The 19,452-nt window shown below is 73.6% G+C and carries 19 protein-coding genes and 1 pseudogene; 6 read left to right on the plus strand and 14 right to left on the minus strand.

Annotated elements, in window-relative coordinates; all coding sequences use genetic code 11:
* A pseudogene (locus tag AC1RNL_RS06620) lies at positions 1-418 on the minus strand (hypothetical protein); the annotation flags it as partial.
* Entirely contained in the window at positions 415-1,269 is an 855-nt protein-coding gene (locus AC1RNL_RS06625) for a tryptophan 2,3-dioxygenase (RefSeq protein WP_128190172.1), read from the minus strand. The pseudogene AC1RNL_RS06620 and the gene AC1RNL_RS06625, both read right to left, overlap by 4 nt.
* Before the next feature lie 76 nt (positions 1,270-1,345).
* Between AC1RNL_RS06625 and AC1RNL_RS06630 the strand changes: the two genes are divergently transcribed.
* Complete coding sequence (locus AC1RNL_RS06630) at positions 1,346-2,644, plus strand: M20/M25/M40 family metallo-hydrolase (protein WP_492934772.1); 1,299 nt, start codon at positions 1,346-1,348, stop codon at positions 2,642-2,644.
* Entirely contained in the window at positions 2,644-3,048 is a 405-nt protein-coding gene (locus tag AC1RNL_RS06635) for a hypothetical protein (protein WP_492934773.1), read from the plus strand. The genes AC1RNL_RS06630 and AC1RNL_RS06635 overlap by 1 nt, the downstream gene beginning before the upstream one ends.
* A gap of 47 nt (positions 3,049-3,095) precedes the next feature.
* Here AC1RNL_RS06635 and AC1RNL_RS06640 read toward each other — a convergent pair whose 3' ends face one another.
* The 7 genes from AC1RNL_RS06640 to truB all read right to left on the minus strand — a co-directional run bounded on the left by AC1RNL_RS06640 (position 3,096) and on the right by truB (position 9,198).
* A complete protein-coding gene (locus AC1RNL_RS06640) occupies positions 3,096-3,983 on the minus strand; it encodes an aldehyde dehydrogenase family protein (RefSeq protein WP_128190169.1) in 888 nt (295 codons plus the stop codon).
* Positions 3,983-5,422 (minus strand): aldehyde dehydrogenase family protein, encoded by a 1,440-nt coding sequence (locus tag AC1RNL_RS06645; RefSeq protein WP_492934774.1) that lies wholly within the window; start codon positions 5,420-5,422, stop codon positions 3,983-3,985. Before AC1RNL_RS06645 ends, AC1RNL_RS06640 begins: the two co-directional genes overlap by 1 nt.
* Before the next feature lie 8 nt (positions 5,423-5,430).
* Positions 5,431-6,441, minus strand: coding sequence for a deoxyribose-phosphate aldolase (deoC, locus tag AC1RNL_RS06650; RefSeq protein ID WP_146357363.1), 1,011 nt, complete (start codon positions 6,439-6,441; stop codon positions 5,431-5,433).
* A 101-nt stretch (positions 6,442-6,542) separates the two neighbouring features.
* Entirely contained in the window at positions 6,543-7,469 is a 927-nt protein-coding gene (locus tag AC1RNL_RS06655) for a bifunctional riboflavin kinase/FAD synthetase (RefSeq protein WP_492934775.1), read from the minus strand.
* Between the two features lie 20 nt (positions 7,470-7,489).
* The gene (locus AC1RNL_RS06660; protein WP_128190166.1) at positions 7,490-7,891 is read right to left on the minus strand and encodes a hypothetical protein; all 402 of its coding nucleotides are present in this window, start codon (positions 7,889-7,891) and stop codon (positions 7,490-7,492) included.
* Positions 7,892-7,915: 24 nt separating this feature from the next.
* A complete protein-coding gene (locus AC1RNL_RS06665) occupies positions 7,916-8,287 on the minus strand; it encodes a hypothetical protein (protein WP_146357361.1) in 372 nt (123 codons plus the stop codon).
* Positions 8,284-9,198 carry a tRNA pseudouridine(55) synthase TruB gene (gene truB / locus AC1RNL_RS06670; RefSeq protein ID WP_492934776.1) on the minus strand — a complete coding sequence of 305 codons (915 nt, stop codon included), beginning with the start codon at positions 9,196-9,198 and terminating at the stop codon, positions 8,284-8,286. The genes AC1RNL_RS06665 and truB overlap by 4 nt, the downstream gene beginning before the upstream one ends.
* Positions 9,199-9,231: 33 nt before the next feature.
* Between truB and AC1RNL_RS06675 the strand changes: the two genes are divergently transcribed.
* Positions 9,232-10,239 (plus strand): ketopantoate reductase family protein, encoded by a 1,008-nt coding sequence (locus tag AC1RNL_RS06675; RefSeq protein WP_492934777.1) that lies wholly within the window; start codon positions 9,232-9,234, stop codon positions 10,237-10,239.
* Here the strand turns inward: AC1RNL_RS06675 and AC1RNL_RS06680 are convergent.
* A complete protein-coding gene (locus AC1RNL_RS06680) occupies positions 10,236-10,937 on the minus strand; it encodes a nucleoside/nucleotide kinase family protein (RefSeq protein WP_146357355.1) in 702 nt (233 codons plus the stop codon). The two genes, AC1RNL_RS06675 and AC1RNL_RS06680, sit on opposite strands and share 4 nt — an antisense overlap.
* Positions 10,938-10,970: 33 nt before the next feature.
* Here AC1RNL_RS06680 and AC1RNL_RS06685 point away from each other — a divergent pair, with 33 nt between their 5' ends.
* Both AC1RNL_RS06685 and AC1RNL_RS06690 read left to right on the plus strand, forming a co-directional pair.
* Entirely contained in the window at positions 10,971-11,843 is an 873-nt protein-coding gene (locus AC1RNL_RS06685; protein WP_492934778.1) for an HhH-GPD family protein, read from the plus strand.
* 10 nt (positions 11,844-11,853) lie between these two features.
* On the plus strand, positions 11,854-13,293 hold the full coding sequence (locus AC1RNL_RS06690) for an RNB domain-containing ribonuclease (protein WP_492934779.1): 1,440 nt from the start codon (positions 11,854-11,856) through the stop codon (positions 13,291-13,293).
* Here AC1RNL_RS06690 and rbfA read toward each other — a convergent pair.
* The 4 genes from rbfA to nusA all read right to left on the minus strand — a co-directional run bounded on the left by rbfA (position 13,290) and on the right by nusA (position 17,882).
* Complete coding sequence (rbfA, locus tag AC1RNL_RS06695; protein ID WP_128190689.1) at positions 13,290-13,727, minus strand: 30S ribosome-binding factor RbfA; 438 nt, start codon at positions 13,725-13,727, stop codon at positions 13,290-13,292. The two genes, AC1RNL_RS06690 and rbfA, sit on opposite strands and share 4 nt — an antisense overlap.
* Positions 13,728-13,792: 65 nt before the next feature.
* Positions 13,793-16,501, minus strand: a complete 2,709-nt coding sequence (gene infB, locus AC1RNL_RS06700; RefSeq protein ID WP_192575922.1) for a translation initiation factor IF-2 — start codon at positions 16,499-16,501, stop codon at positions 13,793-13,795.
* 70 nt (positions 16,502-16,571) lie between these two features.
* Positions 16,572-16,865, minus strand: coding sequence for a YlxR family protein (locus AC1RNL_RS06705; protein WP_400531962.1), 294 nt, complete (start codon positions 16,863-16,865; stop codon positions 16,572-16,574).
* Positions 16,866-16,892: 27 nt separating this feature from the next.
* The gene (gene nusA, locus AC1RNL_RS06710; protein WP_128190517.1) at positions 16,893-17,882 is read right to left on the minus strand and encodes a transcription termination factor NusA; all 990 of its coding nucleotides are present in this window, start codon (positions 17,880-17,882) and stop codon (positions 16,893-16,895) included.
* 85 nt (positions 17,883-17,967) lie between these two features.
* Between nusA and AC1RNL_RS06715 the strand changes: the two genes are divergently transcribed.
* Positions 17,968-19,449 carry an alanine/glycine:cation symporter family protein gene (locus tag AC1RNL_RS06715; RefSeq protein ID WP_492934780.1) on the plus strand — a complete coding sequence of 494 codons (1,482 nt, stop codon included), beginning with the start codon at positions 17,968-17,970 and terminating at the stop codon, positions 19,447-19,449.
* Positions 19,450-19,452 lie beyond the last annotated feature (3 nt).

Here is a 19,452-nt window from a genome sequence, read left to right on the forward strand (position 1 = left end):
ACGTCAGCTCGTCGGCAGCGTCAGATGTGGAGAAGAGACAGGGCGGCGCCCACGCGCGGTCCGACGGGTAGCCGCCCGGCGCGGTGAGGAACGCGCCCGCGAAGCGCACGTCGAGGGCCGGATGCGTCGCCCGCGCCGCGTCGGCGAGGCCCGGCACGGCGGCCGGGTCGGCGCCGAGGTCGAGCACCCGGGCGATGCGGCTCCCCTCGAGCCCGCCGAGGTCGGCGAGCGCGAGGTGCACGTGCGCGTCGGTGAGCGGCGGGAGCAGCGCGAGGTCGAGCCTCGGCAGGTCGCGGGCCGCGGCCTCGTCGGCGCCCGCGAGGGCGACGCCGTCGTCGCCGAGCCGCAGCACCGCATCCGCATGCCACCCGCCGTCGACGCGCGCGTGCGCGACGCGCACGAGCCGCGGGGCGCTCACTCCTCGATCCGCGTGCGGACCGCGTAGAGCTCGGGGAAGAACGTCAGGTCGAGCGCGCGCTGCAGGAAGTCGACGCCGCTCGAGCCTCCCGTGCCGGTCTTGCGCCCGATCGTGCGGGTGACGGTGCGCAGGTGCCGGAAGCGCCAGAACTGGAAGTTGTCCTCGAGGTCGACGAGCTCCTCGCACGTCTCGTAGGCGCGCCAGTTGTCGTCGGCGCCCTCGTAGATGCGCTGGAAGACCGGCACGAGCTCCTCGGAGTAGACGTGCGCCTTCCGCACGTCGCGCTCGAGCACCGCCGTCGGCACGGCGTGGCCGCGGCGGGCGAGATGCCGGAGGAACTCGTCGTAGAGGCTCGGCCGCTCGAGCTCGGCCGCGAGCGCCGCGTGGTCGTCGGGGCTCGACTCGAAGACCTTCAGCATGCGCTCGTGCTTGTTGCCGAGCGCGAACTCGACGAGCCGGTACTGCGCGCTCTGGAAGCCCGAGGCGTTGGCGAGCGCGCCGCGGAACTGCGCGTACTCGGTGGGGGTGAGCGTCGCGAGCACCGACCACTGCTGCGTCAGCACCTCCTGGATGTGCTTCACGCGCGCGATGCGCTTGAGGGCCGCGCCCAGGTCGTCGGCGGCGAGCAGCCGGCGGGCGTCGTCGAGCTCGTGGATGACGAGCTTGAGCCACAGCTCGGTCGTCTGGTGCTGGATGATGAACAGCAGCTCGTCGTGGTGCTCCGGCTCGCTGCGCGGGTGCTGCGAGGCGAGCAGCGTGTCGAGCCCGAGGTACGACCCGTAGCTCATGCGCTCGCGCAGGTCGGTGACGATCGTCGACTCGATCTCGCGGGTGTTGTCCTCGACGGGCACGGGGCCTCCTTCGGCTCGCCTCCACGGTAACGCGCCGCGGTGCCCGCCGTCGGCCCGGCCGCCCTACGCTGGCGGCGTGGTGGAGATCCCGGACGCGGCCGTCGACGACCTGATCGCGCTCGTGCGCGTGCCGACCGAGGAGGCGGCCCAGCTGCCCGCCTTCCAGGCGGCGCTCCGCGAGCGCTTCCCGCGGCTGTTCGCCTCGCTCGAGGTCGAGCCGATCGGGGCGACGCTGCTCGCGCGGTGGCCTGGGCGCGGCGCGGGTGCGCCGGCGCTGCTCATGGCCCACCAGGACGTCGTGCCGGCCCCGCCCGTCGGGTGGACGCATCCGCCCTACGCCGGGCACCGCGACGCGACGCACGTGTGGGGCCGCGGCACGCTCGACGACAAGGGCTCGCTCGTCGGCATCTGCGTCGCCGTCGAGGCGCTGCTCGCGGCGGGCTTCGCGCCCGCGCGCGACGTGTGGCTCGTCTTCGGCCACGACGAGGAGACGATGGGCACCGGCGCCGCGTCGGCCATCGCCGAGCTCGACGCGCGCGGCGTGCGGCCCGCGTGGGCGCTCGACGAGGGCGGCGCGATCATCGAGCCGCCGGTCGCGGGCGTCGCGCGCGACGTGGCGGTGGTGGGCGTGGCCGAGAAGGGCTTCGCCAACATCCGGATGCGCGTGGCGCAGGTGGGCGGGCACGCGTCGACCCCGCCGAGGCTGCCGGCGACGTCGCGGCTCGCGCGCGCGATCCGGCGGCTCGACCGCGCCCCGTTCCCGCGCTCGCTGCCGGAGCCGGCGCTGCGCATGCTCGAGCTGCTGGGGGCGGTCGCGTCGGGGCCGCAGGGCGCGGTGCTCCGGCGGGTGCGGCGCGCGCGGCCGCTCGTGGAGCGCATCCTGGCGCGCGGCGACGAGACCCGGGCGATGCTCTCGACCACCGCCGTCGTCACGCAGCTCTCCGGCGCGGCCGCGCCCAACGCGCTCGCGGAGGAGGCGGTCGCGGTCGTGAACGCGCGGATCGCGCTCGGCTCGAGCGTCGACGAGACGGTCGCGCACGTGCGCCGAGCGGTCGCCGACCCGCAGGTGTCGCTCGAGGTGCTGCACGGCCACGGGCCGAGCCCCGAGAGCCCCTCGGCCGGCCCCGGCTGGGACGACGTCGCGGCGGCGATCGCGCGGCTGCGGCCCGACGTGCTCACCGTGCCGTACGTGATGCTCGGCGGCACCGACGGCCGGCACGCGCACCGCATCACCGACCGCGTCTACCGCTTCGCGCCCTTCGCGATGACCCGCGACGAGCGCCTCACCCTGCACGCGCGCGACGAGCGCATCCGCGTCGACACGTGGCTGGACGGCTGCCGCTGGTACGCCGACCTCATCGAGTCGAGCTGCTGATGGCGCGGTTCGCGATCGACGCGCCCACCGCGCTGCGGATCGTGCGCGAGCGCGTCGACGTGGGCGAGCACCAGCTGGTCGGCGCGGGGGCGCTGCGCTCGCAGGTCATGCAGCTGCTGTGGGCCGAGGTGCGCGCGGGCGACCTGCCCGAGGCGGAGGGGCGCGCGCAGCTCGAGGCGCTCGCGTCGCTCAAGGTGCGGCTGCTCGCCGACCGCGTCTCGCGCTCGGTCGCCTGGCAGCATGCCGCGCGGCTCGGCTGGGACGACGCGATGCGGGCGGAGCCGCTCGCGGTCGCGTCGCTGCAGGCCGACGCGCTCGTCACCGACGACCCCGAGCTCGCGGCCGCCGCCGAGGGCGTCGTGGAGCGGATGCCGTGGGGCGGGTTCGTCGCGGCGCTCGGCTGAGGCGCAGACGGCCGAGCGGCGCCCTGCGCAGGGCGCCGCTCAGCGGGTCAGAGGCGGGACTTCGTGTGCCAGACCGTCTTCGTCTCGGTGAGGGCGAGGATGCGCTGCGGCGTCTCGGGCGCGAGGCCCGGCTCGGGACGCAGCACGCGCTTCAGCGTGTCGGCCGCGATCACCTCGAGCTCGACCCAGTCGAGGTCGCCGGCGCCGGTGAGGTCGAGCGCGTTGATGTCGGCGTGGCCCGCGAGCCACGGCGCGAGCTCGGCCGGGTCGCCCGTCAGCACGTTCACGACGCCGCCAGGCAGGTCGCTCGTCGCGAGCACCTCGGCGAGCGAGATCGCGACGAGCGGCGAGGCCGCGGCGGGCACCACGACGACCGCGTTGCCCGTCACGAGCGCCGGCGCGACGACCGACGTGAGGCCCAGGAGGCCCTGCTCCTGCGGCGCGATGATCGCGACGACGCCGGTCGGCTCCGGCACCGACAGGTTGAAGTAGGGGCCGGCGACGGGGTTGGCGTGGCCGCCGATCTGGGCGACCTTGTCGGTCCAGCCGGCATGCAGCACCCACAGGTCGATCGCGGCCTCGACCTGCTGCTGCGCCCGCGCGGCGGTCAGGCCCTCGGTGCGCTGCAGCTCGTCGACGAACTGCGCCTTGCGGCCCTCGAGCACCTCGGCGACCCGGTACAGCACCTGGCCGCGGTTGTACGCGGTCGCGCCCGCCCAGCCGGGCTGGGCCTTGCGGGCCGCGCGGACGGCGTCGCGCGCATCCTTCCTGGAGGCCTTCGCGACGTTCGCGACGAACGCGCCGCGCTTGTCGAGCACCTCGGTCACGCGCCCGGACTCGCTGCGCGGGAACGCGCCGCCGATGAAGAGCTTGTAGGTCTTGGGCACGTCGAGGCGCGTCGCCGTGCGGGCCGGGGTCTTCGTCGTGGTCGCCATCACTTGCCTGCCTTCAGGTACGCCTGCATGCCCTGCACGCCGCCCTCGCGGCCGTAGCCGGACTCCTTGTAGCCGCCGAACGGGCTCGCGGGGTCGAACTTGTTGAACGTGTTCGCCCAGACGACGCCGGCGCGCAGCTTGTCGGCGACCGCGAGCACGCGGGAGCCCTTGTCGCTCCAGATGCCGGCCGAGAGGCCGTAGGGGGTGTTGTTCGCCTTCGCGATCGCCTCGTCGGGCGTGCGGAAGGTGAGCACCGACAGCACGGGTCCGAAGATCTCCTCGCGGGCGATCGTCGACGACGCCTCGACGCCCGAGACGACGGTCGGCGGGAACCAGTAGCCCTTCGCCGGCAGCTCGCAGTCGGGCGCCCAGCGCTCGCCGCCCTCGGCCTCGCCCTGGTCGACGAGGCGCGTGATGCGCGCGAGCTGCTCGGAGGAGTTGATCGCGCCGATGTCGGTGTTCTTGTCGAGCGGGTCGCCGAGGCGCAGCGTCGCCATGCGCTCCTTGAGGCGCTCGAGCACCGCGTCGTGCACGTTCTCCTGCACGAGCAGGCGGCTGCCCGCGCAGCACACCTGGCCCTGGTTGAAGAAGATGCCGTTGACGATGCCCTCGATCGCCTGGTCGAGGGGCGCGTCGTCGAAGACGATGTTCGCGCCCTTGCCGCCCAGCTCGAGCGTCAGCCGCTTCGGCGTGCCGGCGAGCGCCTTCGCGATCTCGCGGCCGACCGCGGTGGAGCCCGTGAAGGCGACCTTGTCGACGTCGGGGTGGCGCACGAGCGCCGCGCCCGTCTCGCCCGCTCCCGTGATGAGGTTGACGACGCCGGCGGGCAGGCCCGCCTGCTCGCACACCTCGGCGAAGAGCATCGCCGTGAGCGGCGTCGTCTCGGCCGGCTTCAGCACGACGGTGTTGCCGGCGGCGAGCGCCGGCGCGACCTTCCACGCGAGCATGAGCAGCGGGAAGTTCCACGGGATGACCTGCGCGGCGACGCCGTGCGGCTGCGGCGCGGCGCCGAGACCGACGTAGTCGAGCTTGTCGGCCCATCCGGCGCAGTGGAAGAACCACTGGGCGACGAGCGGCACGTCGGCGTCGCGCGTCTCCTTGATCGGCTTGCCGTTGTCGAGCGACTCGGCGACGGCGAGCTCGCGCGCGCGCTCCTGCAGGATGCGCGCGATGCGGAAGAGGAACTTGCCGCGGTCGCGGCCCGACATCGGGCCCCAGACGGTGCGGAACGCGGTGCGCGCGGCCCGCACCGCAGCATCCACGTCGCCCTCGTCGGCGGTCGCGAACGTGGCGATGGGCTGCTCGGTCGAGGGCGAGACGGAGGCGAAGCTCGCGCCGCCGCCGGCGACCCACTCGCCGCCGATCCAGAGCCGGTACTCGTCGCGGAGGTCGAGGATGGACGTCGACTCGGGAGCCGGCGCGTAGTCGAGGAATGCCATGGGGAGCCTCAGTCGATCGTGACGTAGTCGGGGCCGGAGTAGCGGCCGGTGGTGAGCTTCTGGCGCTGCAGCAGCACGTCGTTCAGCAGGCTCGAGGCGCCGAAGCGGAACAGGTGCGGGTCGAGCCACGCCTCGCCGCAGGTCTCGGCGACCGTGACGAGGTACTTCATGGCGTCCTTCGCGGTGGCGATGCCGCCCGCGGGCTTCACGCCGATGCGCTCGCCCGTCAGCCGCTCCCAGTCGCGCACGACCTGCAGCATGAGCAGCGTCACCGGCAGCGTGGCCGCGGGCTGCACCTTGCCGGTGGAGGTCTTGATGAAGTCGCCGCCGGCGAGGATCGACAGCCACGAGGCGCGGCGCACGTTGTCGTACGTCACGAGCTCGCCCGTCTCGAGGATGACCTTGAGGTGCGCGAAGGTGCCGTCGGTGCGACGGCACGCCTCCTTGGTGGCGACGATCTCGTCGAAGACCTTGCCGTAGTTGCCCTCGAGGAACGCGCCGCGGTCGATGACCATGTCGATCTCGTCGGCGCCGGCAGCGACCGCGTCGCGGGTGTCCTGCAGCTTGACCGGCAGGCTCGCGCGCCCGGACGGGAACGCGGTCGCGACGGCGGCGACGTTGATGCCGTCGTCGCGGCCGTTGCTCCAGGCCGAGCCGAGCGCCTCGACCGCGTTGCCGACCATGTCGCCGTAGACGCAGACGGCCGCCGGGCGCGGCGTCGAGGGGTCGGATGCGTCGGGCACGAGCGCCTTCGCGACGAGCGAGTGCACCTTGCCCCGGGTGTCGTTGCCCTGGAGGGTCGTGAGGTCGATCATGCGGATCGTGAGGTCGAGCGCCGCCTGCTTGGAGCTCGTCTTGATGGAGCGGGTGCCGAGCGATGCGGCGCGGGCCTCGAGGCCCACGGCGTCGACGGCCGGCAGGCCCTCGAGGTGACGGCGGAGTGCGACCTCGGAGAGGTCGCCGCCGAGCAGCTGGACGGCGCGCTCTGCGGGCGCGAGCGCTGCGCTGGGTGTGGTCACGCTGATCCTTCTTCCCGCCGCGGTGCGGTCGTCCGCCAGGTGTGTCGCGGCGTACGGGGTGCTGGGCAGTCTACCGGCCGCGGGAGCCCTGTCCGGACAGGTCAGGCCGTGGCGGCCGCGACGAGCTCGCGCGTGCGGTCCACATCGCGCGACATCTGGGCGATGAGCTGGTCGAGGCTCTCGAAGCGGTGCATGGGCCGCACGAAGTCGACGAGCTCGAGGCTGATGGGCCGGTCGTAGAGGTCGAGGTCGACGTCGAGGAGGTACGCCTCGACGGTCTTCGCGGCGACGCCGTCGAAGGTGGGGTTGTCGCCGATCGAGACGGCGGCGGGGAACGTGCCGGCATCGACGTGGGCGAGGGCCGCGTAGACGCCGTCGGCGGGCACGAAGCCCTCGACGGGCGCGCCGAGGTTGGCGGTCGGGAAGCCGAGCGCCCGCCCCCGCTGGAAGCCGCGCACGACGTCGCCGCGCAGCACGTGCCGGCGGCCGAGCATGCCGTTGGCCTCCTGCACGCGGCCGAGCTCGAGCGCCTCGCGGATCCACGTGGAGGACACGCGCCGGCCGTCGGCGAAGCAGATGTCGTCGATCGACTCGACGCGGGCGCCGCGCGGCTCGGCGAGCGCGCGCAGCATGGCCGCGTCGCCGGCGCCGCGGTGGCCGAAGCGGAAGTCGTCGCCGACGAGCAGCACGCGCGCGCCCAGCCCGTCGAGCAGCACGCGCTCGGCGAACTCCTCCGCGGGCTGCGCCGCCGTCTCGCCCGTGAACGGCACCACCACGACCCGGTCGGCCCCCGCGGCGCGCAGCAGCTCCACCTTGTGCGGCAGCGACACGAGCGGCAGCGGCGCGCGGTCGGGCCGCACGATCTCGAGCGGGTTGCGGTCGAAGGTGACGACGGTGGTCGCGAGGCCCTCGGGCTCGGCGAGCGCGCGCAGCTGCTCGATGATGCGCTGGTGGCCGATGTGCACGCCGTCGAACTTGCCGATCGTGACCGCGCTCGGCACGGCCTCGAGCGCGTCGATCCAGTCCATGCCGGCCCCGCGGTCGCCGATCACGCCGCCACCCGCTCGCGGCTCGCGCGCAGCCACCACAGGCCCAGGAACGGCAGCACGGCGGGGATGAAGAGGTAGCCCATCCCGAAGCGGCTCCAGACGGTGTCGTGCGCGAAGAGCTCGGGCGCCACGAGCGAGAGGGTGCCGACGACCAGCACCCCGACGAGCTCGAAGCAGACGGCCGCGAGCGCGACGCGCCGCCAGGCATCCGCCCGCATCGCGAGCGCGACCGTCGCGAGCAGGTAGACGACCGCGGCGACGGCGCTCAGCGAGTAGGCGAGCGGCGCCTCGTCGAAGCGCTGCACGATCTGCACGAACGAGCGACCGGTCGCCGCCATCGCCAGCACCGCGTACACCGCGATGAGGACCCGCCCGATCCCGGCATGCTTGCGCTCGCTCATCGGAAGCGAGTCTAATCGCCGCGATCAGGCCAGCTGCACGAACCAGATCTGGTGCATCCGGTAGACCATCACCGCGACCGCGAGGATGCCGACGCCCACGACGAGGGTCGACCACTCCCCCTTCTTGTCGACGAGCGCCCACATGACCGCCGCCGGCGGGATGACGAGCGCGGTGATGAGGTAGGTCCAGTACTCGAGCAGGTCGCCGGTGGGGCCCGCGCCCATGATCGGGGCGACGACGGATGCGACGGTCTGCACGACGAGGGTGAGGAGCGTGAGCGCCGCGGCAGCGAGGACCCCGTCGCCGAACGGCCGCCTCGTGAGGCCGACGATCGCGACGACGCCACCGATCACGCCCAGGCCGATCGCCTGCGCGAGCATCACCCAGCTGATCATCGTGCCCCCTCGGCCGCGGCGCCCGTCGGGAAGTTGGTCACCGGCAGCATGCGCCGGCCGTCGATGCGCGCGATGCCGACGAGGCGGTCGCCGTGGACGGCGGCGACGATGCCGGCCTCCCCCTCGAGCGCGACGGTGCGGCGGCCGCTCGCGAGGTTCGCGGCGCGCTCGTCGTCGAGCCGCGCGACGGGCAGGATGCGGGACGCCGCCTCGGCCGGGGTCAGCAGCAGATCGCTCGCGCCCTGCTCGGGAAGGGCGTCGGCGATCGGCGCTCCCTCGACGTCGAACGGCCCGACGCGCGTGCGGCGCAGCGCCGTCAGGTGCCCGCCGACGCCGAGCGCGGCGCCGAGGTCGCGCGCGAGCGCGCGGATGTACGTGCCGCTCGAGCAGTCGACGACCACGTCGACCTCGGCGAGGGGGCCAGGCCGGAAGGCGAGCGCCTCGAAGCGCGCGACGGTGACCGGGCGGGCCCGCAGCTCGACCTGCTCCCCCGCCCGCACCCGGGCGTACGCGCGCTCGCCGTCGACCTTGATGGCGCTCACGCTCGACGGCACCTGCTCGATGCCGCCCGTGAGGCGCGCCATCGGCGCCGCGAGGTCGTCGCCCGACAGGTGCGACGCATCCGCCGTGCTCGTGACGTCGCCCTCGGCGTCGTCGGTGCTCGTGGCGGCGCCGAGCGCGATGGTGGCGGTGTAGGTCTTGTCGAGGCCGACCATGTGGGTCAGCAGGCGCGTGGAGGGCCCGACGCCCAGGATGAGCAGGCCCGTCGCCATCGGGTCGAGCGTGCCGGCGTGGCCGACCTTGCGGGTGCCGAGGGCGCGGCGCGCGCGGCTCACGGCGGTATGGCTCGTGATGCCCTGCGGCTTGTCGACGAGCAGGATGCCGTCGGGGGCGGGTGGGGCGTCGGGCACCCGACGAGCCTAGCCGCCGATAGCCTCCTCGACATGGCGCATGAGGGCACGGCGGATGCGACGGCGCGGCAGCGCGTCGCGGTGATCGGCGCGGGGGCGATCGGCGGCACGATCGCGGCGCGGCTCGACGCGATCGGGCACGACGTGACGGTCACGGCGCGCGGCGAGAACCTCGCCGCGATCCGCGAGCACGGGCTGCGCCTGCGCGGCGCGTACGGCGCGCACACGGCGCCCGTGACCGCGCTCGAGTCGCTCGCCGAGGCGCCGGACGTCGCGATCCTCGCGACCAAGGCGACGGGCACGGCGGCGGCGCTCGAGGCGAGCCGGGCGGCCCTGGCGGACGTGCCGCTGCTCGTCGTGCAGAACGGCCTCGGCGGCGAGCGGGCCGCCGCGCGCCTGCTCGGGCACGACCGGGTCGCCGGCGGCATCGCGCTCATGGCCGCGAACTCCATGGAGCCCGGCGTCGTCACCGTCACCGCCGCCGGCGACACGATCGTCGGCGGCGCCGAGGGCGAGCGCTTCGCGGCGCTGCTCGGCGAGGCGCTGCCCACGTCGCTCACCCCCTCGATCGAGGGCGCGCAGTGGACGAAGCTGCTCATCAACATGGTCAACGCCCTGCCGGCGATCGTCGGCCACTCGGTGCAGGACGTCATCCGCGACCCGGGGCTGCGGCGCGTGATGCTCGCGTCGATGCGCGAGACGGCGCGCATCGGGCTCGCGTCGGGCGTGCGCTTCCAGCCGCTGCAGGGGCTCACGCCGCTGCTCGTGCGGCTCGTGGCCTTCGCGCCGCGGCGCATCGCGCAGCAGGTGCCGCTGCGCATCAAGGACCGGCTCGGCGACGTGCCGAACCTCGGCTCGACGCAGCAGTCGATCCGCCGCGGGCAGCCGACCGAGGTCGACCTGATCAACGGCGCGGTGGTGGATGCGGCGGCGCGCCTCGGGCGGGAGGCTCCCGTCAACGCCGCGCTCGTCGAGCTCGTGCACGAGGTCGAGCGGACGGGCCGCTTCCTGCCGGCGTCGGCGGTGCGCCGGCTCGCCTAGCAGCTGTCGGCGAAGCTCTGCCGGGGCACCCGCCAGTCGGTGTTGTCGACGATGAACGCGGCTCGCCTGCGCGGCACGACCGTGCGCTCGTAGTGCTCGTGCGCCTCCCGGTAGCGGCGGTGCGACTCGTGCGCGACGTCGGGGTGCGCGCCGTCCCGCGCGCGCATCCGCTCGCCCCGCACGCGGTCGTCGGCCTCGAGCAGCAGCACCGCGTGCCACTTGCCCGCGAGCGCGGGCCGCTGCAGGAAGACGCCGTCGACGATGAGCACCGCATCCGGCCCCGCCGTCTGCCACTCCATCTCGATGCTGCGGTCGGTCGCGAGGTCGAAGGCGGCCGTCTGGAAGCCTGTCGAGCCGCCCATGCGGAACGGCTGCAGCAGCACGCGGTCGAGCAGCTCGATGTCGAAGGCGTCCTCGTAGTAGCCCTTCGACGAGTCGCGCCCCTGGCGGTAGCGGAACGCCTGCGGCCGGTGGAAGTCGTCGACGCTCGCGCGGAACGCCTCGACGCCGGCGCGCGCGAACGCCACCTGGAGCGCATCCGCGAACCGCGTCTTGCCGACGCCGTCGCGCCCCTCGACCGCGATGAGCCGCCGCCCGCGCGGGTTCCGCCGCAGCAGCTGCTCGACGAGGCTCGTGTACAGGGCCTTCTGCTCGGGCGTCCAGGAGGCCGCCTTCATGAGGAGCGCGCGGTCGACCATGCCGCCAGCCTAGGCGCTGGGTACGCTGGCGGGATGCTCGACGGCCGCTCGCTGCCCGCGCTCGCCGCCTGGTACCGCGCGAGCGCCCGCGACCTGCCGTGGCGGCGGCCGGAGTTCGACGCGTGGGGCACGCTCGTGAGCGAGATCATGCTGCAGCAGACGCAGGCGGCGCGCGTCGCGGTCGAGATCGACCGCTGGCTCGAGCGCTGGCCGACGCCCGCCGATCTCGCGGATGCGCCCACCCACGAGGTGCTGCGGCAGTGGGGCACGCTCGGCTACCCGCGGAGGGCGCTGCGCCTGCAGGACACCGCGCGCGCGATCGTCGAGCGGCACGGCGGCGAGGTGCCGAGGGACGTGGATGCGCTGCTCGCGCTCCCGGGGATCGGCGACTACACGGCGCGGGCCGTCGCCGTCTTCCACTACGGCGACCGCCACCCGGTCGTCGACACGAACGTGCGCCGCGTCGTCGCCCGCGCGGTGCACGGCCGCGGCGAGGCGGCGCCGGCCGCGAAGCGCGACCTGGCCGACGTCGAGGCCCTGCTGCCCGCCTCCCCCGCCGACGCATCCGTCGTCTCCATCGCGCTCATGGAGCTCGGGGCGCTGGTGTGCACCGCGCGGGCGCCGAGGTGCGACGCGTGCCCCATCGCCGACGCGTGCGCGTGGCGCGCGGCCGGCTGCCCGCCCTACGAGGGCCGGCGCGCGCCTCGGCAGGCGGCATTCGCCGGCAGCGACCGGCAGGCGCGCGGCACGGTGCTGCGGGCGCTCCGGGCCGTCGACGTGCCGCTCGCCGAGGCCGACCTCGCGGCGCTCTGGCCCGACGCGGCGCAGCTCGAGCGCGCCGTCGCCTCGCTCGCCGCCGACGGCCTGGTGCTGCGCGAGCACGGGGCGGTCAGGCTGCCCGACTAGGTTGTGCGCCATGCCGGCACGACACCAGCGCCTCATCGACCGTCCCGCCGCGAGCGACGAGCTCGCCGCCGCCCTCGCCGCGATCCGCGAGGAGCTCGGCCTCGACGCCGAGTTCCCGCCCGCCGCGCAGGCCGAAGCCGAGGCGTACGCCGCCGACCCGCGGCTGCCGGAGCCCGACCGGACGCAGGTGCCGTTCGTGACGATCGACCCCGAGGGCTCGACCGACCTCGACCAGGCGCTGCACCTCGAGCGCGACGGCGACGGCTTCGTCGTGCACTACGCGATCGCCGACGTCGCCGCGTTCGCCCGGCCTGGCGGCGCGATCGACGCCGAGGCGCGCCGCCGCGGCCAGACGATGTACGCGCCCGACGGCCGGGTGCCGCTGCACCCGCCCGTCGTGAGCGAGGGCGCCGCGAGCCTGCTCGAGGGGCAGGAGCGCGCCGCGTACGTGTGGACGATGCGGCTGGATGCGTCGGGCGACGTCACGGGGACGACGCTCGAGCGCGCCCGGGTGCGCTCGCGCGAGCAGCTCACCTACCGCGAGGCGCAGGCGCGCATCGACGGCGGCGACGCGATGCTGGGCCTGCTGCGCGAGGTGGGCGAGCTGCGCATCGCGCTCGAGGAGGCGCGCGACGGCGCGAGCCTCGACATGCCCGAGGAGGAGATCGCCCGCCACGGCGACGACTACCGGCTCGAGCGCCGCGAGCTGCTGCCCGTCGAGCGCTGGAACGCGCAGGTCTCGCTCATGACGGGCATGGAGGCGGCGAACCTCATGCTCGGCGCGGGGCGGGGCATCCTCCGCACGATGCCGCGGCCGCCGAAGGGCGACGTGCGGCGCTTCCGCAAGGAGGTGCGCGCGATCGGCGAGGAGTGGGCCGAGGGCGAGCACTACGGCGCGTTCCTGCGCCGCCTCGACCGCTCGAAGCCGACGACGCTCGCGATCCTGCAGGTCGCGCGGCGGCTGTTCCGCGGCGCGGGCTACACCGTGCTGGACGGCACGGCGGCGCCGGGCGGCGGCTCGGATGCGTCGCTGATCCAGGCGGCCATCGGCGCGCCGTACGCGCACACGACGGCGCCGCTGCGGCGCCTCGTCGACCGGTACGTGCTCGCGCACTGCGAGGCGATCGCGAACGGCCGCGACATCCCGGCGTGGGCGTCGGAGGGCCTCGTCGGGCTGCCGGAGATCATGCAGGAGTCGGGGCAGGTCGCGAGCCGGCTCGAGCGGGAGTCGATCGACGCGGTCGAGATCGCGATGCTGCGGCACCGCGTCGGCGAGGACTTCGATGCGGTCGTCGTGGAGACCCGGAAGGACGGCGCCACGGTGCAGCTGCTCGACCCGCCCGCCGAGGCCGCGTGCGCGACCTCGGCGGAGCCGGGCGAGCGCATCCGCGCCCGCCTGGTCGAGGCCGACCTGGCGGCGCGGCGGCTGCGCTTCGAGGAGGCCCGCTAGGCCTCCTCGTCCTCCTCGCGCGGCTTGCGGTACGGGTCGGGCTCGCCGGCGAACTGCGCCGCCGCGGCCGCCTGCTGGGCGGCGAGGTCGCGCTGGCGCGCCTCGTCGAGCAGGTGCTCGATCGACGCCGCGCTCTCGGGCAGCGCGTCGAGGATGAACTCGATCGACGGCGTCAGCCGCAGGCTGATGCCCTTGCCGATCTCGCGGCGCACGACGCCCTTGGCGCTGGCGAGCGCGGTCTCGGTGTCGGCCCGCTCCTCGTCGGTGCCGTACACCGTGTAGAAGATCGACGCGTGCTGCAGGTCTCCGGTGACGCGCACATCCGTGATCGTCACGAACCCGAGCCGCGGGTCCTTCACCTCGCGCTCGAGCGCGCGCACGGTGATCTCGCGGATGCGGTCGGCGATCTTCCTCGCCCTGGGGTTCTCGGCCATGGGACTTCCTCTCGCTTCAGACGGGTGTGGGGCGACCGCAGCCGCCCCACACCTCGTTCCGCACGTCAGACGCGCGGCTTCTCCACCATCTCGGTGGTCTCGATCTCGTCGCCGATCTGCAGGTCGTTGAACCTGCCGAGGCCGATGCCGCACTCGAAGTCGGTGCGGACCTCGGTGACGTCGTCCTTGAAGCGGCGCAGCGACTCGATGGCGAGGCCATCGGCCAGCACGACGCCGTCGCGGATGACGCGAGCCTTGGCGTTGCGGGTGATCGTGCCGGAGCGGACGATGCAGCCCGCGATGTTGCCGAACTTCGAGGAGCGGAACACCTCGCGGATCTCGGCCACGCCCGACTGGATCTCCTCGTACTCGGGCTTCAGCATGCCCTTGAGCGAGTTCTCGACATCCTCGATCGCCGCGTAGATCACGTTGTAGAACCGCACGTCGACACCCTCTCGGGCGGCGCGCTCGCGGGCCTTCGTGTCGGGGCGCACGTTGAAGCCGATGATGACGGCCGAGTCGACCGTCGCCAGGTTCACGTCCGACTCGGTGATCGCGCCGACGCCGCGGTGGATGATGCGCAGGTCGACGGTGTCGTCGATCTCGATCTTCAGCAGCGACTCCTCGAGCGCCTCCACGGCACCCGAGACGTCGCCCTTGATGATGAGGTTGAGCGTCTCGACCTTGCCCTGCTCCATGGCGAGCTTGAAGTCCTCGAGCGACAGGCGCTTGCGGGCCTTGGCCAGCATGGCGTTGCGCTCGACGGCCTCGCGCTTCTCGGCGATCTGCCGGGCCGTGCGGTCCTCCTCGGTGACGATGAAGGTGTCGCCGGCGCGCGGGACGCTCGAGAGGCCCTGCACCTGGACGGGCATCGACGGGCCGGCCTCCTCGACCAGCTCGCCGCGGTCGTCGACCATCGCACGGACGCGGCCGTAGGCCGTGCCCGCGACGATCGCGTCGCCGACGCGGAGCGTGCCGGACTGGATGAGCACGGTCGCGACCGAGCCGCGGCCCTTGTCGAGCTTCGCCTCGATGGCGACGCCGCGGGCCTCCTTGTGCGGGTTGGCGCGCAGGTCGAGGCCGGCGTCGGCCGTGAGCAGCACGGCCTCGAGGAGGTCCTCGATGCCCGTGCGGGCCAGCGCCGAGACGTCGACGAACATGGTGTCGCCGCCGTACTCCTCTGCCACCAGGCCGTACTCGGTGAGCTGCTGCCGGACCTTCGCCGGGTTCGCGCCCTCCTTGTCGACCTTGTTCACCGCGACCACGATCGGCACGTCGGCCGCCTGGGCGTGGTTCAGCGCCTCGATCGTCTGCGGCATGATGCCGTCGTCCGCCGCGACCACGAGGATCGCGATGTCGGTGACGCGAGCGCCTCGGGCGCGCATGGCGGTGAACGCCTCGTGGCCCGGGGTGTCGATGAACGTGATCGCGCGGTCCTCGCCCTCGTGCTCCTGCCAGACCTGGTAGGCGCCGATGTGCTGGGTGATGCCGCCGGCCTCGCCGTCGATGACGTTCGCGCCGCGGATCGCGTCGAGCAGGCGCGTCTTGCCGTGGTCGACGTGGCCCATGACGGTGACGACGGGCGAGCGGTACTCGAGGTCCTCGTCGCTCTCGTCCTCGAGCTCCTGCTCGAGGTCGATGTCGAAGCCCTCCAGGAGCTCCTTGTCCTCGTCCTCGGGGCTGACGATCTGGATCTTGTAGCCCAGCTCGGCGCCGAGCAGCTCGAACGTGGTCTCGTCGAGCGACTCCGTCGCCGTCGCCATCTCGCCGAGGTGGAACAGCACGGTGACGAGGTCGCCGGGGCTCGCGTCGATCTTCTCGGCGAAGTCGGCGATGGATGCGCCGCGACGCATGCGGATGACGGTCGTGCCGTCGCCGCGCCGGACCTTGACGCCGCCGATCGACGGCGCCTCGCGCATCTCGAACTCGAGGCGCTTCGTGCGCTTCGACTTGCGGGACTTGCCCTTGGCGCCGCCCTTGCCGAACGCGCCGGCTGTGCCGCCGCGGCCGCGGCCGCCGGGGCCGGGACGACCCGCGAACGCGGGACCGCCGCGACCGGGAGCGCCACGACCGGGCGCGCCCTGACCGGGACGCTGGAACGCGCCGCCGCCGCCGGCACCGGGACGGCCTGCGCCGCCCGGACGGGGCGAGCCCGGGCGCGGGGCGCCGGGACGCGGTGCGCCGGGACGAGGTGCCCCGGGGCGCGGAGCCGCGGGGCGCGGAGCGCCCTGCTTGCTCGTGAACGGGTTGTTGCCGCCGCGGGGGCGGCCCATGCCCTGGTTCGAGGCGAACGGGTTGTTGCCGGGGCGGGGAGCGCCCGGGCGCGCCATCGGGCGCGGGATGCTGCTGCCCGACGCGTCGCCGCCGGGGGCGGCCTCAGCGGGCGCGGCAGGCGCCGCGGGTGCTGCCGGCGCCGCAGGTGCGGGCGTCTCGGCGCGCGGCGCGGGCGCCGCTGCGGGGGCGGGCGACGGCGCCGGGGCGGCGTCGGCCTTGGGCTCAGCGGGTGCCGGCGCGGGCGCCGGAGCAGCTGCCGCCGGCTTCGCGGCCGGAGCCTTCGTCGCCGGGGCCTTGGCTGCGGGCGCCTTCGCGGGCTCCGCGGGGGCAGCGGTGTGCCCCTCCGCCTCGAGGGCGGCCTTGAGCTTGCGGGCGACCGGGGGTGCGATCGCCGAGGCGGGTCCCTTGACGAACTCGCCCATCTCCTTGAGCTTGGCCATGGCGACCTTGCTCTCGACGCCGATCTCGGCGGCGATCTCATGCACGCGTGGGTTTGCCACTTCTCTCCTGTCCTGGTCCGCCCAGGACAGGGCGGACGATTAGCTGACGGGTCTCATTTCGAGCTGCTCATCAGTTGTCCATGTGCCGTTCATTCCTTCGGTCGGGGCTCGGGTCGAGCCCGTCCTGTGCCCATCGTGCGATGGGCGAGGTGTCCAGGTGCGGATGGCGCAGCGCCCGGGGAAGCGCGCGGAGCGCGCGTTCCGCGCACTGCTGCGTCGGATGCACCCACGCGCCTCGGCCGGGAAGCCGTCGATCGGGATCGACGACCGCCGCGTCGCTCTGCGCGACGATCCGCACGAGATGTGCGGGTTCAGTGCGCGCGCGACAGCCAAGACACGTTCGGATGTCCCCATCGTACCGCACGACACGCCCGGGACGCAGGGAGATCGCTCAGTCCTCCATGACGGAGTCGGGCTGGATGTCGATCTTCGCCCCCGTCAGCTTCGCCGCGAGGCGGGCGTTCTGGCCCTCCCGGCCGATGGCGAGCGAGAGCTGGAAGTCGGGCACGAGCGCCCGCACGGCCTTCGTCTTCTCGTCGAGCATGAACGCATCCGACACCCGAGCCGGGCTCAGCGCGCTCGCGACGAACGCGGGCAGGTCCTCGGAGAAGTCGACGATGTCGATCTTCTCGTCGCCGAGCTCGGCCTGCACGGCGCGCACGCGGGCGCCGAGCTCGCCGATGCAGGCGCCCTTGGCGTTGATGCCGGGCTGCGTCGCGCGCACCGCGATCTTCGACCGGTGGCCGGCCTCGCGCGCGATCGCGACGATCTCGACAGCGCCCGAGGCGATCTCGGGCACCTCGAGGGCGAACAGGCGGCGGACGAGCGACGGATGCGTGCGGCTCACGGTCACCTGCGGGCCGCGCTGGCCGCGCTCGACCTTGGTGATGTAGACGCGCAGGCGCTGGCCGTGCTTGTACTCGGCGCCCGGGACCTGCTCCTCGGGCGGCAGCAGCGCCTCCATGTCGTCGCCGAGCTTGACGTGCACCATGCGCGGGTTCGTGCCCTGCTGGACGACGCCGGCGATGATGTCGCCCTCGCGATCCTTGTAGGCGCCCAGCACCGACTCGTCGCTCTTGTCGCGCAGCGCCTGGAAGATGACCTGCTTCGCGGCGGTCGCGGCGATGCGGCTGAAGTCGTCGGTCGTGGCGATCGACTCGCCGATGCGGTTGCCGTCCTCGTCGAGCTCGGGCTCGTACAGGGTGACCTCGCCGGTCTTCCGGTCGACCTCGACGCGCGGCTGCGGCGCCGTCGCGTCGTGCTTCTCGCCCGAGCGGACGTGGGCCTGGAGGATCGCCTGCTCGATGATGCGGATCAGGTCGTCCGACGAGATCTCCCGCTCGCGCTCGACGGTCTTCAGCACGCTCAGATCGATCTTCACTTGTGGACTCCTTGTTCTGCTGCTCGCTCACGGCACGGGATGCCGACCGGCCATCCTACCGCGCCGGCGGCTAGTGTGGTCGCCCGTGGAAGCACTCGACGAACTGATCGTGACGGCCGGCGACTTCTGGTGGACGTGGATCGTCCTGCCCGTGCTGGCGGTGCTCGGCATCTCCTTCACCGTCCGCTCGCGCGTCGTGCAGCTGCGGCTGCTCCCGGCGATGTTCCGCGTGCTGACCGACAGGACGCCGAAGGACCGCGACGGCAACGCGCAGTCGGTCTCGTCGTTCCAGGCGTTCACGATCTCGGCCGCGAGCCGCGTCGGCGTCGGCAACATCGCCGGCGTCGCGACCGCCATCGCGTTCGGCGGCCCCGGCGCCGTCTTCTGGATGTGGACGATGGCGTTCGTCGGCGGCGCATCCGCCTTCATCGAGTCGTCGCTCGCGCAGCTCTACAAGCACCGCGACGCCGACGGCTTCCGCGGCGGCCCCGCGTACTACATGCAGCGCGGCCTCGGGAAGCGGTGGATGGGCGTCCTCTTCGCGGTCATCCTCATCATCTGCTTCCCCTTCGCCTTCTCGTCGCTGCAGGCCAACACGATCGTCGCGACGGTGTCGTCCACGATCGGCACCGACGTCGAGTGGCTCCCCTGGGTCGTCGGCATCCTCGTCGCCGCCCTCACGGGCCTCATCGTCTTCGGCGGCGTGCGCCGCATCGCGAAGGTGACCGAGTCGCTCGTGCCCGCGATGGCGCTGCTCTACCTGATCCTCGGCATCATCATCGTCGCGATGAACATCTCCGAGGTGCCGCGGGTGCTCGGCGAGATCTACGCCGGCGCCTTCGGCTTCCAGCAGGTCGCGGGCGGCGCGCTCGGCACGATCATCATGCAGGGCGTCAAGCGCGGCATGTTCTCGAACGAGGCGGGTCTCGGCTCCGCCCCGAACGCGGGCGCCTCCGCCGCCGTCACCCACCCGGTCAAGCAGGGGCTCGTGCAGACGCTCGGCGTCTACTTCGACACCTTCCTGGTCTGCTCGATCACGGCCTTCATCATCCTCGTCTCGACCCCTGACCTCACCGGCGCCGAGGGCGGCATCGCGCTCACCTTCGACGCGGTGACCGGCCAGCTGGGCGCGTGGGCGGGCGTCGCGCTCTCGGTGATCGTCTTCCTGCTGGCGTTCTCGTCGATCATCGGCAACTACTACTACGGCGAGTCGAACATCGAGTTCATCACCGAGCGCCGCGCGGCCCTCACCGCCTACCGCGTGCTCGCTGTCGCGGCGGTGCTCGGCGGCTCGGTCGTGGCGACCGCGACCATCTGGAGCACGGCCGACATGCTCATGGGCGTCATGGCGATCGTCAACCTGATCGCGATCGGCCTGCTCTCGGGCGTCGCGTTCAAGCTGCTCAAGAACTTCGACGAGCAGCGACGCGCCGGCAAGGACCCCGTCTTCACCCGCGACATGCTCCCCGAGGTGCAGGGCGTCGAGGTGTGGGAGAGCGTGGAGTCGGTCACCGGCCAGTGGGAGGCGCTGCCGGCCGACGAGGCCGACCGACGGCCGCGCCGCTAGCCC

The sequence above is a fragment of the Agrococcus sp. GW821-FHT14H11 genome (assembly GCF_058803545.1).

Bases quoted from the DNA above. Each gene is read 5' to 3' on its own strand.
- AC1RNL_RS06635 (WP_492934773.1), top strand. From the start codon at position 2,644: ATGGCGCGGTTCGCGATCGACGCGCCCACCGCGCTGCGGATCGTGCGC.
- AC1RNL_RS06690 (WP_492934779.1), top strand. From the start codon at position 11,854: ATGCCGGCACGACACCAGCGCCTCATCGACCGTCCCGCCGCGAGCGAC.
- AC1RNL_RS06675 (WP_492934777.1), top strand. From the start codon at position 9,232: ATGGCGCATGAGGGCACGGCGGATGCGACGGCGCGGCAGCGCGTCGCG.
- AC1RNL_RS06680 (WP_146357355.1), bottom strand. From the start codon at position 10,937: ATGGTCGACCGCGCGCTCCTCATGAAGGCGGCCTCCTGGACGCCCGAG.
- rbfA (WP_128190689.1), bottom strand. From the start codon at position 13,727: ATGGCCGAGAACCCCAGGGCGAGGAAGATCGCCGACCGCATCCGCGAG.
- AC1RNL_RS06685 (WP_492934778.1), top strand. From the start codon at position 10,971: ATGCTCGACGGCCGCTCGCTGCCCGCGCTCGCCGCCTGGTACCGCGCG.
- AC1RNL_RS06665 (WP_146357361.1), bottom strand. From the start codon at position 8,287: ATGATCAGCTGGGTGATGCTCGCGCAGGCGATCGGCCTGGGCGTGATC.
- AC1RNL_RS06660 (WP_128190166.1), bottom strand. From the start codon at position 7,891: ATGAGCGAGCGCAAGCATGCCGGGATCGGGCGGGTCCTCATCGCGGTG.
- AC1RNL_RS06655 (WP_492934775.1), bottom strand. From the start codon at position 7,469: ATGGACTGGATCGACGCGCTCGAGGCCGTGCCGAGCGCGGTCACGATC.
- AC1RNL_RS06640 (WP_128190169.1), bottom strand. From the start codon at position 3,983: ATGGCGACCACGACGAAGACCCCGGCCCGCACGGCGACGCGCCTCGAC.
- AC1RNL_RS06645 (WP_492934774.1), bottom strand. From the start codon at position 5,422: ATGGCATTCCTCGACTACGCGCCGGCTCCCGAGTCGACGTCCATCCTC.